This is a genomic window from Xanthomonas cissicola, assembly GCF_008801575.1.
Lineage (GTDB): Bacteria > Pseudomonadota > Gammaproteobacteria > Xanthomonadales > Xanthomonadaceae > Xanthomonas > Xanthomonas cissicola.
In genome coordinates this window covers 16,915-28,829 of record NZ_VZPL01000032.1, presented here as the reverse complement: position 1 = coordinate 28,829, position 11,915 = coordinate 16,915, and the positions used below count along the sequence as shown (strand labels likewise).

Below are 11,915 nucleotides of genomic sequence, written 5' to 3'. Positions count from 1 at the left end.
CATGCCCCGTATTCGCCGTTGGCTGGGCTGGATCCTGGCCACGACCGTCGTGCTCGCACTGCTTGGCGCTATTGCTGCCGGCGGCCTGTATTACGCCATTTCCTCGAAGTTGCCAGACGTTCAGTCGCTCAAGCAGGTAGAGCTGCAGGAGCCGATGTACGTCTATTCCAGCGATGGCCGGCTCATGGCCGTCTATGGCGAGACGCGGCGCTATCCCATCCAGATGAAGGACGTGCCGCTGCGCCTGAAGCAGGCCTTCCTGGCCACCGAGGACGCGCGCTTCTACGAGCACGGCGGCGTGGACTACAAGGGCATTGCCCGCGCGGTATGGTTGCTGACAACCACCGATGCCAAGCGCGTGCCGGGTGGTTCGACCATCACCCAGCAGGTGGCGCGGCAGTTCTTCCTGAGTTCGGAATACAGCTACACCCGCAAGCTGGCGGAGATCCTGCTGGCGCGCAAGATTGAAAGTGAGCTGAGCAAGGACGAGATCTTCGAGCTGTATCTCAACAAGAGTTTCTTCGGCAACCGCGCCTACGGCGTCGGGGCCGCTGCCGAGTACTACTACGGCAAGAAGATGAGCGAATTGAGCCTGGACGAGATGGCCTCGCTGGCCGGCATCCCCAAGTTCCCATCCAGCGGCAACCCGATCAGCAACCCTGAGCGTGCGCAGGAGCGTCGCGACTATTACGTCCTGCAGCGCATGGCCGACCTGGGCTTTGTCAGCCAGGCCGAAGCCGACGCCGCCAAGGCCGTGCCGATGCACGCCAAGCCGCATGAGCCGCCGGTGGAGGTGTACGCCCCTTACGTGGCCGAGTTGGTGCGTCAGGAAATGATCGCCAAGTACGGCGGCGATGTGCTCAACAAGGGCTACCACGTCACCACGACCATCGATGCGACCCTGCAGACCGGTGCGGATGTGGCGGTCGCCGACGGCTTGCGGGTCTACGATCATCGCCATGGCTGGCACGGCGTAGAGCAGCACTTCGACGTGGCCGCCGATGCGGACGCGCCCGCACTGGCCAAGCACCTGGCAGGCGCATTCACCCAGGGCGGACTGCGTGCGGTGATCGTGGCGCGCACCAATCCCGATGGCGGGGTCACGGTCGTGCAGAGCGACAAGACCGAACTGACCCTGCCCGCCACTGCCAGCCGCTGGACCGGCAAGACCCCGGCCAAGCTGCTGACCCGCGGCGACCTGACCCGCATCCGCACCGGCGAGAAGGACGGCGAGTGGCTCATCGACCAGTTGCCGCGCGGCCAGGCGGCGTTGGTCTCGCTGGACGCCAATAGCGGCGCGCTGCGTGCGCTGGTCGGCGGCTTCAGCTTTGCGGGGAACAAGTTCAACCGCGCCACCCAGGCACGGCGCCAGCCAGGATCGAGCTTCAAGCCGTTCGTCTACGCGGCCGCGTTCGAAAAGGGCTTCAACCCGGCCTCGATCGTGCTGGACGCGCCGGTGGTGTTCCGCGACCGGCGCGGCAAGACCTGGTCGCCGCAGAACGACGGCGGCGGCTTCCGCGGGCCGATGCGCCTGCGCGAAGCGCTGGTGCAGTCGCGCAACCTGGTGTCGGTGCGCCTGCTGGACGCGATCAGCGTCGATTTCGCACGCAAATACATCAGCCAGTTCGGTTTCCAGGAGGCCGAGTTGCCGCCTAACCTGTCGATGTCGCTGGGCACCGCTTCGCTGACGCCGCTGTCTGTGGCACGCGGTTATGCGGTGTTCGCCAATGGCGGCTCACGGGTGGACACCTGGATCGTGGACGAGGTCAAAGACCGCGAGGGCAATGTCATCTTCAAAGAAGTGCCGGCCGTGGCCTGCCGCACCTGCGCCCTGCAGGGCGGCACCGCCGCGCCCGTGAGCCAGGTCGTGGATGGCTTCAACTTCGGCGCCCAGGCACCTGAAACCCCGCCCGCTGCGCCTGCCACGGCCACGCCGGTGCCGGCACAGACCGCCCCTGCGGCAACCGCAGAGACCAAAATCGCGCCACGCGCGATCGACGAGCGCACCGCCTACCAGCTGGTGTCGATGATGCGCGACGTGGTCCAGCGCGGCACCGGCACCGCGGCCAAGGTACTCGGCCGCGAGGACGTGGGCGGCAAGACCGGCTCCACCAACGAGCACCGCGACGCCTGGTTCTCCGGCTTTGGCGGCCCCTACGTCACCACCGTATGGGTGGGCCGCGACGACTTCCGCTCGCTCGGCTATCGCGAATACGGCGGCAAGGCGGCGCTGCCGATCTGGATCGACTACATGCGCGTAGCGCTCAAGGACAAGCCGATCGCCACCAACGACCCGCCCGATGGCATGACCCAGGCCACCATCAATGGCGCCGTCGAATGGGTCAAGAACGAAGATCTGGACCGCCTGCAGGATTACGACTACGGCCTGCAGGAACAGCAGGACGAGAAGGCGTTCGATATTTTCTGAGGAGCTGGGATTCGGAAATCGGGATTGGGGAATCGAACGCGGCGTGGCTGTTCGGTTCCCCAATTTCTTGGCCCCCGATTGGATAAGCGCAGGCCGTTGCCAGCCTGGCGGATCGCTGGCGGGATCGCTGGCGGGATCGTTGCCGGTTCGGCGCAGCGCTCGCCTGCCCGCCACTGATATTGCACGCGCATTGCGCATTGCGCCTTGCACGTGCATAGCCGTACCCGGACCATCGCCAGGTCACTGCTGCGTGATCGTTCTTTTGCCATGGCATGACGCATTCGCCATGTCTTCATGCAGCTGTTGTAGAGTCCAGATCAGGTTCATTAGGGGAGCCCGGTCATGCATCACGCACGCGCGCACGCCGATACACGAACCCGGGAACGTCGCCATCGCCTGGCACACGAAGCCGCACGCCTGATGGCCGAAGGCGGCATCCGCGATTTCCATCAAGCCAAGCTCAAGGCTGCCAGCCGGCTCGGCATTCATGACGATGCTTCGCTGCCACGCAATCGCGAGATCGAAGATGCGTTGCGCGAGTACCAGCGCCTGTTCGCCGGACCTGCGCACGGTGCGCGTCTGCGCCAACGTCGCGAAGCCGCGTTGCGGGCGCTTGAATTTCTCAGCCCCTTCCAGCCACGGTTGACCGGCCCGGTGCTGGACGGCACCGCCGATGCCAACGCGCCGGTGCAATTGCAGTTGCACAGCGACGATGCCGATGCCGTGCAGCGGTTTCTGGAAGAACACCGCATTCCGGCCGAGTCGCGCACGCGCCGGCTGCGCCTGGATCGCGAGCGCAACGGCGAGTTTCCCGTCTGGCTGTTCAGCGCCGAAGACCTGACCTTCGATCTCACCGTGCTGCCCTACGACGCACTGCGGCAGGCGCCACTCTCGCAGCTGGACGAAAAGCCGATGCCGCGTGCATCGGCCGCGCAGGTGCGACAGTTACTGACGGACGGCGACGGTTCCGGCGGCTCACCACTGCTGCGCTGAGGTCGACCATATGATGCGGCTTGCCGATGTGGACGAGCTCCGCACCTCTCTAAGCCGGCGTCGCAACGCCACTGCGGCAGCGCTCGTTTTATTCGGGCCCGGCACTACTGGACGAACCGTCGTGCCATGCGCCGCCGGTCGCGGGTTTGCACTCGCCACGACAGCGTCCCGCTTTGTTGGAAGATCGACTGCCACGCAACCGTCCAAATGCAAACGCCCCGCAATGCGGGGCGTTCGTTTACGCAGATACGCGTGGGCCGATCAGCGCTTGGCGCTGTCGGTGTAATCGCGCTTGTCATAGCCGGTGTAGATCTGGCGCGGACGGCCGATCTTCATTTCCGGGTCGACCTGCTGTTCCAGCCAATGCGACACCCAGCCTGCGGTGCGTGCGATGGCGAACATCACGGTGAACATTTCCACCGGGATATTGAGCGCCTTGTAGATGATGCCCGAGTAGAAGTCGACGTTCGGGTACAGCTTGCGCTGCACGAAGTAGTCGTCCTTCAGCGCGGCCTCTTCCAGCTTCAGCGCCACTTCCAGCAGCGGGTCGTTCACGCCCAGCTCGCCCAGCACCTTGTGGGTCATCTCACGGATGATCTTGGCGCGTGGGTCGAAGTTCTTGTAGACGCGGTGACCGAAGCCCATCAGACGGAACGAGGAATTCTTGTCCTTGGCCTTGGCCACGGCGGATTCGACGTTGTCGGCGGTGCCGATCTCTTCCAGCATCTTCAGCACGGCTTCGTTGGCGCCACCGTGTGCCGGACCCCACAGCGCGGTGATACCGGCGGCGACCGACGCATACGGGTTGGCACCGGTCGAACCGACCAGACGCACGGTCGAGGTCGAGGCGTTCTGCTCGTGGTCGGCGTGCAGGATGAACAGCAGATCCAGGGCCTTGGCAACGACCGGATTGATCTCCAGCGGCTCGCTCGGCACTTCGAACATCATGTGCAGGAAGCGATCGACGTAGTTCAGGTTGTTGCGCGGGTAGCGGATCGGCCAGCCGATCGAATAACGGTACGCGGCAGCCGCCAGGGTCGGCACCTTGGCGATCAGACGGATGGCGGCCTGACGGCGCTGCTCCGGATCGTTGAGGTCCAGGGTGTCATGGTAGAACGCAGACAGCGAGGCGACCGAGCCGGCCAGCATGGCCATCGGGTGCGCGTCATGACGGAAACCACCGAGGAAGTTCTTCAGCGACTCGTGCATCATGGTGTGATGCGTCACTTCGTGGTCGAACTTCTTGAATTCGTCCGCCGTCGGCAGTTCGCCGTTCATCAGCAGGTACGAGACCTCGAGGAAGCTGGACTTTTCGGCCAGCTGCTCGATCGGGTAGCCGCGATACAGCAACACGCCATTGTCGCCATCGATGTAGGTGATGGCCGACTTGCAGCTGGCAGTGGCGGTGAAGCCCGAGTCGTAGGTGAACAGACCGGTTTCTTTGGTCAGCTTGGAGATATCGACGCAATCATTGCCAAGCGTGGGCTTGAGAACCGGCAGAACGACCGACTTGTCGCCGGCGTTGAGCGTGACCTGATCAAGATCGGACACTGTGTACGCTCCTTCAGTGGAAGGCGCCTGATCCCACATGGGCAGGCACGTGATGGAAGTCCAAGGCATCGCCTCGGATCAGGCCATTATCGCACAGCAGCATTTTGGCCGTCGCTTGGACAGAAGTCGTAGACGCGTCGCGCCAGGCATAGGCGAAGCGTTCAGTGCCGTAAAAAACAACGGCCGCGCAATGCGCGGCCGCTGCCGGTACAGCCCGTCCTGCAAGTTCAGCGCGCGTAGCGCTTCTGGAACTTGTCGATACGGCCGCCGGTGTCGATCACCTTGTGCTTGCCGGTATAGAACGGGTGCGAGGACGAGGAAATTTCCACCTTGATCAGCGGATATTCCTGGCCGTCTTCCCACTTCACGGTCTCTTTCGAGGTCATGGTGGAACGGGTCAGAATCTTGAAATCGGACGTCACGTCGTGAAAGACGACGTCTTTGTAGTTGGGATGAACGTTATCTTTCATGGACTTGGCGCCGGGCTGCCTGGATAAGCCGGGCATTATAGCTGCGCCCAGGCAGCCGGTGCAAGGTCGCCTCAGTTCGCCGCCAGCGCCGCCCCTACCAGCCCATAGAACTGCTGGATGTCATAGGCCAGCAGCAGATTGGCATTGTCGGGCGCCCCGCCCTGCCGGTTCCAGTCCACCAGGGTCATGCCACGGGTATGCGCACCGGACAGTTCGATGTGTACCGGGCGCTGCTCCAGCCGCTGCGCGCCTTCCGGGTGCAAGGCGAAAGCCATCGCCAGCGCGTCGGCGGCATACCAGTACTCGCCGCGGCTGTCTTCGGACCACAGCCGGGTCTTGCGCGAGATCTCCTCGTAGAACCGGGCGCGGGCAGAATCGGCCGCCAGCCATTGCTCCACGTCCCGGTGCAGTAGCCCGTGCGCAATGGTGGCTTCCCAATCGGCCACGTCGAACTGCGGAAAACCTCGGAACACGATATGCGCCGCTTCCGGGTCGAACCCGATGTTGAACTCGGCCGCGGCGGTGATATTGCCGTGCCCGGTCAACGCCCCGCCCATCACCACCAGCCGCGCCACGCGTTGCGGGAGGGTCGGGTCCAGAGTGAGTGCCAGGGCAAGATTGGTCAGTGGACCGAGCGCCACCAGCAGCAGCTTGCCGGCGTGTTCGTGCGACAGACGCAGGATGGCGAGCGCGGCGTGTTCGGCCTCGGCGGTGCGCTTGGCCGGTGCCAGGCCCACATCGCCGAATCCGTCGAGACCGTGCACGTGTGCCGCATCCACCGACGGGTGCAGCAATGGCTGCGGGCAGCCGGCGTAGACCGGCACATCGGGACGGCCAGCGATCTCGCAGACCTTCAAGGCGTTGCGCACGGTGTGCTCCAAGCCCACGTTGCCGGCGGCGATGGTCAGGCCGATGACCTCATGGCGGTTGTCGTTGAAGGCCATCAGCAGCGCCAAGGCGTCGTCCACGCCGGGGTCCGTGTCGATCAGCAGCGGTATTTTTTTTGTCATGGGATTCGGGAACGGGCATTCGGGATTCGTTGCCGCATCTTCGCAAGGATCGGCCGGTCACGCGAACGCCCAGGTTGCACAGGGGCAGCAGCCTTTGCTTTTACGATTCCCCAATCCGATTCCCGCCGCTCACGCGGCCGCGTAACGCACCGCGCCGCCGATCCAGCGTTCGACCACGCGGTCGGCAATGTCTGGCGCTTCGTCCAGCAGCCGCTCGGCCAGTAACTGCACGCGCGGCAACAGCCCTGCATCGCGCGCTAGATCGGCGATGCGGAAACTGGCCAGACCGGTTTGCCGGGTGCCCAGCAATTCGCCCGGGCCACGCAATTGGAGATCCTTCTCCGCGATCACGAAACCGTCGTTGGTCTGGCGCATGGTCTCCAGACGCTGACGCGCCATCATCGACAACGGCACCTGGTACAGCAACACGCAACTGGAAGCGGCCGCACCGCGACCGACCCGGCCGCGCAACTGGTGCAACTGGGCCAGGCCAAGCCGCTCGGCATTTTCGATGATCATCAACGATGCATTGGGCACGTCCATGCCGACTTCGATCACGGTGGTGGCCACCAACAGGTCGCTACGGCCTTGCTTGAAATCCAGCATGGCCTTCTGCTTCTCGGCCGACTTCATGCGGCCGTGCACCAGCGCCACCCGCACGCCCGGCAATTGCGCCGACAAGGTCTCGAAGGTGACTTCGGCCGCCTGCGCTTCGATGCGTGGCGGGCCGCCTTGCTGGCCTTGCGCGCCTTTCCCGGGCTCTTCGCTTTCTTCGATCAGCGTGCACACCCAATACGCCTGCCGCCCTTCGGCACAGGCGGCGCGGATACGTTCGACCAACTCGGGCCGGCGCTCCGCGCTCAGCACGATCGTCTGCACCGGCGTGCGGCCAGGCGGCAATTCGTCGATGGCCGAAACATCCAGATCTGCGTAAGCAGACATCGCCAATGTGCGCGGGATGGGCGTGGCGGTCATCACCAGTTGATGCGGCACACTGCCCGCCGCCGCCCCCTTGTCGCGCAGCGCAAGGCGCTGATGCACGCCGAAGCGGTGTTGCTCGTCGATGATGGCCAACGCCAGATCGTGGAAGACCACCGCTTCCTGCATCAACGCATGCGTGCCGACCACGACCTGCGCCTGACCGGAGGCGACCTCGGCCATCGCTGCAGCGCGCGCCTTGCCGGTGACCTTGCCAGCCAGCCAGACGATGCGGATGCCCAAGGGTTCCAACCAGCCACGCAGATTGGCGAGGTGCTGCTCGGCCAGCAATTCGGTGGGCGCGGCAAGTGCGACCTGTTTGCCCTGCTCCACCGCCAACATTGCCGCCAGTGCGGCGACCACGGTCTTGCCGCTGCCGACATCGCCCTGTACCAGCCGCAGCATCGGCGAGGGTTGCGCAAGGTCATGCGCAATCTGCTCGAACACCCGTTGTTGCGCACCGGTCAGCTGGAACGGCAGCGCCTTGCGCAATTGCTGCACCAATGTGCCGTTGCCGGGCAGGCTGGGCGCGTGCAGACGCTGCAATGCGATGCGTTGCCGGCGCAGGCTGAGTTGGTGTGCCAGCAATTCCTCGATCGCCAGGCGCTGCTGGGCTGGGTGGCCTCCGGCGAGCAGTTGCTGTGGATCAGTACCGACCGGCGGGCGATGCATGGTGAGCAACGCCGCGCGCAATGAGGGCAGTCGCTCGTCCTGCAGCCAATGCGGTGGCAACAATTCCAGCGCACTTTCGGGCGGCAGACGCTCCAGCGCCTGACCGATGAGCTTGCGCAACGTCGCCGGGCCAACGCCTTCGAGCACCGGATACACCGGATCCAGACTGTCGCCCAACCCGGCATCTTCGTCCGGCGCGAGCACGCGGTAACTGGGGTGCACGATCTCCCAGCCGTGCTGGCCGGGCTTGGGTGTGCCGAACACCCGCACACGTGTGCCGACGGCGAACTGCGCCACCTGTGCGGCGCGGAAATGAAAGAAGCGCAGCACCAGCGTGCCATACGACGCGTCGGACACTGCCACGCGCAGCACCGGCCGGAAACGGAAGCCACGTTCCACCGCGTCCACACGCCCTTCGATCTGGGCCGGCACGCCACCTTGCAGCTGCGCGATGGTGGTCAAGCGCGTGCGGTCTTCGTAACGCAGCGGCAGATGCAGCCACAGGTCCTGCACGCTCAGGATGCCGCGCGCAGCGAACCTGTCGGCCACTTTCGGGCCGACACCGGGCAGACTGGACAGCCGAGCCTGGCCGGCGACGGCCAGGCTCGGTGTGACGACGCGCGTGCGCGACACGGCCGATCAGCGGTGCAGGATCACTCGATCACCATCACTGCATCGACCTCGAAGCCGGCACCCTTGGGCAGGCCGGAGACTTCGATGGTCGAACGCGCCGGGAACGGCGCCTGGAAATACTCCTGCATCACCGCGTTGACGGCAGCGAACTGCCCCAGGTCGGTGAGATACAGGCCCAGGCGCACGATCTTGTCGAGCGAGCCGCCGGCCGCTTCGGCCACTGCCTTGAGGTTGTCGAACGCACGCCACGCCTGCGCACCGATGTCGCCTGGCACGATCTCGCCGGTGGCGGGATCCAACGGGATCTGGCCGGAGAAATACACGGTGTTGCCGGCACGCACGGCCTGCGAATACGGGCCGATGGCGGCAGGCGCCTGGTCGGTATGGATGATCTGGGACATGGCAACTCCACTGCAAAGGGTTGCCGCAGTTTAGGCCTTTGTGCGGATTTGCTCGACTGTTGCGCGAGCGCGCCAGGCGCTACTGGCGCCCGACGCTCTGCACCACGTGCAGGCGCCGCAGCCGGCGCATCACTTCAGCCAGATGGCGGCGGTCGCGCACCTGGATGTTGAAGCGCAGCACGGCTGCGTTGAAGTCGCGATCCAGATAGTCCACGCGCTCGATATTGGACTGACTCTGCGCGATGGCTGCCGCCAACTGCGCCAGCACGCCGGTGCGGTTTTCCACTTCGACCACCAGCGCGGTGTCGTAATCGCCGGTCACGTTGGAGTCCCAGTCGATCGGCACCCAACGCTCGGGCGATTTGCGCAGTTCCGCCAGGTTCGGGCAGTCCAGGCGGTGCACCACGATGCCCTTGCCGGCGGTGTGGTAGCCCATGATCTCATCGCCGGGAATCGGCTGACAGCAATTGGCGAAACTGATCACGCCGCGCTCGCTGCCGTCGATCAGGATCTTTTCGTGCGAATGCTTTGACAGGCCGCCGCCACGCAATTCCGCGTAAGCCATCAGCGCCTGCGCGGCCTGATTGGGCATCCAGTTGCCAAGCGCCACATCGGCCAGCAGCGCTTCCAGACGCGGGTAGCGGTGCTCGTTGAGGAAGGCGTCCAGGCGCCCCTTGGGCAGCCGCTCCAGGGAGGAGTCCATCGCTTCCAGCGCGCGGTCCAGCATGCGGTGGCCCAACTGCACGGCATCTTCGTGCTCAAGTTGCTTGAGCTGGTGACGAATCGCCGTGCGCGCCTTGCTGCTGACCACGAATTCCAGCCACTGCGGTTTGGGCGTGGCCGAGCGTGCGGTGATGATCTCCACCGCCTGCCCGCTGACCAGCTTGGTGCGCAACGGCACCAGCTTCTTGTCCACGCGCGAGGCCACGGCGCGATTGCCCACGTCGGTATGCACCGCGTAGGCAAAATCCAGTGCGGTGGAATTGCGCGGCAACGCCAGGATCTTGCCCTTGGGCGTGAACAGATAGACCTCGTCCGGAAACAGGTCGACCTTGACGTTGTCCAGGAATTCCAGCGACGAGCCGGCGGCGCGCTGCGAATCGATCAGTTCCACGATCCAGTCGTGCGCGCGACTCTGCGCGCTGTTGGGCGAAGCCGAGCCGACCTTGTAGGTCCAGTGCGCCGCCACGCCGCGTTCGGCGATCAGGTCCATCTCTTCGGTGCGGATCTGTACTTCGATCGGCGAGCCGTACGGTCCGAACAACACGGTGTGCAGCGACTGGTAGCCATTGGCCTTAGGGATTGCGATGAAATCGCGGAAGCGCCCATCCAGTGGCTTGAAGCTGGCATGCACTGCGCCCAGCGCGTGATAGCAATCGGCCACCGAACGCACTACCAGCCGGAAACCGAACACGTCCATCACCTGGTCGAAGGATTTGTTCTCTTCGTGCATTTTGGAATAGATGCTCCACGGCGTCTTGATGCGGCTGACCAGCCGATGCTCCAGCCCTTCCTTGACCAGCCGCTGCGACAGCTGCACTTCCACCTGCGCCATCGATTCGCGCCGCACCACCGGCTGGCTGCGGATGTGCTTTTCGATGATGGCGTGGCGCCAGGGATACAACGCGCGAAAGCCCAGATTCTGCAATTCGGACTTGATCAGGCTCATGCCCAAGCGCTGCGCGATGGGTGCGTAGATCTCCAGCGTCTCGCGTGCGATGCGGCCGCGCGCCTCGGTGCTCTGCGCGCCGAGCGTGCGCATGTTGTGCAGGCGGTCGGCCAGCTTGATCATGATCACGCGCAGATCGCGCGACATCGCCAGCAGCATCTTGCGGAAACTTTCCGCCGCCGCTTCCTGACGGTCGCGGAACTTGAGCTTGTCCAGCTTGGTGACGCCATCGACCAGCTCGGCCACTGCTTCGCCGAACTCGGACGCCAGTTCTTCGCGCGTCAGCGGCGTATCTTCAATGGTGTCGTGCAGGATCGCGGCGATCAGTGATTCCATGTCCAGGCCCAGCTCGGCCAGCACGCCAGCCACCGCCACCGGGTGGGTGATGTACGGCTCGCCCGACTTGCGGGTCTGCCCGGCATGCGCGGTGGCACCCACTTCCCAGGCACGCCGCAGGATCGGCAGCTGCTCCTTGGGCAGGTAGCTGGCCGCGCGTTCGAGATGCAGGACGTAGTCGGGGATGGCCTGGTCGGAAGACGGAGACGTCACGACGGTCGCCTGGGCAGTGGGGCCTGGGTTCATGCCGGAAGACTATGCCAGCCGTGCAGTCTCGGCAAACATTTGCACACGCAGGCGTATTGCCGGGACCGAAAACGAAAACAGCCCGCGTCGAGGCGGGCTGTTCTGATCGATCGCAGCGATGCCGGAAATCAATCGTCGTTCTTGGACATGTCTTCGTCGGCGACCACTTCGGCAGCGGCCCATTCCAGCGCTTCGCGCTCGGCACGCTCGCGTTCGGCCTTCTCGACTTCATCGATCAGCGCGTTGTCGATCCGGCGTGCGGCGATCTCGCGCAGTGCCATCACGGTGGGCTTGTCGCTGGCGTCGGCATTCTCGATCAGCGGCTGCACGCCGTTGGCGAGCTGACGGGCGCGCTTGGAGGCCATCATGACCAGCTCAAAACGGTTGTTCACGACTTCCAGGCAATCTTCTACGGTAATGCGGGCCATGCGGGCTCCCGGCGACCAGCAACGGCCGCGCATCGAATGAGGGAAAGGGGGTGGAGTGTACGCTCCGGCCGGCGTCGCAGCAACCGCCACCCATTCAGTT

General features: G+C 64.7%; 9 protein-coding genes. 2 read left to right on the top strand and 7 right to left on the bottom strand.

What is annotated here, in order from left to right; genetic code table 11:
- The first annotated feature begins 1 nt into the window (after window position 1).
- Together F7R02_RS14415 and F7R02_RS14405 are read left to right on the top strand one after the other, a co-directional pair.
- Window positions 2-2,428: a penicillin-binding protein 1A gene (locus F7R02_RS14415; protein WP_005911894.1), complete on the top strand. Its 2,427-nt coding sequence runs from the start codon at window positions 2-4 to the stop codon at window positions 2,426-2,428.
- A 342-nt stretch (window positions 2,429-2,770) separates the two neighbouring features.
- Window positions 2,771-3,421 (top strand): hypothetical protein, encoded by a 651-nt coding sequence (locus F7R02_RS14405; protein ID WP_005926962.1) that lies wholly within the window; start codon window positions 2,771-2,773, stop codon window positions 3,419-3,421.
- A gap of 261 nt (window positions 3,422-3,682) precedes the next feature.
- Here F7R02_RS14405 and F7R02_RS14400 read toward each other — a convergent pair whose 3' ends face one another.
- The 7 genes from F7R02_RS14400 to rpoZ form a co-directional block, all read right to left on the bottom strand.
- Entirely contained in the window at window positions 3,683-4,972 is a 1,290-nt protein-coding gene (locus F7R02_RS14400) for a citrate synthase (RefSeq protein ID WP_003486167.1), read from the bottom strand.
- Window positions 4,973-5,199: 227 nt separating this feature from the next.
- Complete coding sequence (locus tag F7R02_RS14395; protein WP_005911911.1) at window positions 5,200-5,442, bottom strand: type B 50S ribosomal protein L31; 243 nt, start codon at window positions 5,440-5,442, stop codon at window positions 5,200-5,202.
- A gap of 71 nt (window positions 5,443-5,513) precedes the next feature.
- The gene (locus F7R02_RS14390) at window positions 5,514-6,452 is read right to left on the bottom strand and encodes a nucleoside hydrolase (RefSeq protein WP_078589134.1); all 939 of its coding nucleotides are present in this window, start codon (window positions 6,450-6,452) and stop codon (window positions 5,514-5,516) included.
- 129 nt (window positions 6,453-6,581) lie between these two features.
- Window positions 6,582-8,735 carry an ATP-dependent DNA helicase RecG gene (recG, locus tag F7R02_RS14385; RefSeq protein WP_078589132.1) on the bottom strand — a complete coding sequence of 718 codons (2,154 nt, stop codon included), beginning with the start codon at window positions 8,733-8,735 and terminating at the stop codon, window positions 6,582-6,584.
- A gap of 20 nt (window positions 8,736-8,755) precedes the next feature.
- Complete coding sequence (locus tag F7R02_RS14380) at window positions 8,756-9,136, bottom strand: RidA family protein (RefSeq protein ID WP_078589130.1); 381 nt, start codon at window positions 9,134-9,136, stop codon at window positions 8,756-8,758.
- Between the two features lie 79 nt (window positions 9,137-9,215).
- Entirely contained in the window at window positions 9,216-11,387 is a 2,172-nt protein-coding gene (locus F7R02_RS14375) for a RelA/SpoT family protein (protein ID WP_078589128.1), read from the bottom strand.
- A gap of 128 nt (window positions 11,388-11,515) precedes the next feature.
- Window positions 11,516-11,815 (bottom strand): DNA-directed RNA polymerase subunit omega, encoded by a 300-nt coding sequence (gene rpoZ / locus F7R02_RS14370; protein ID WP_002812428.1) that lies wholly within the window; start codon window positions 11,813-11,815, stop codon window positions 11,516-11,518.
- Window positions 11,816-11,915 lie beyond the last annotated feature (100 nt).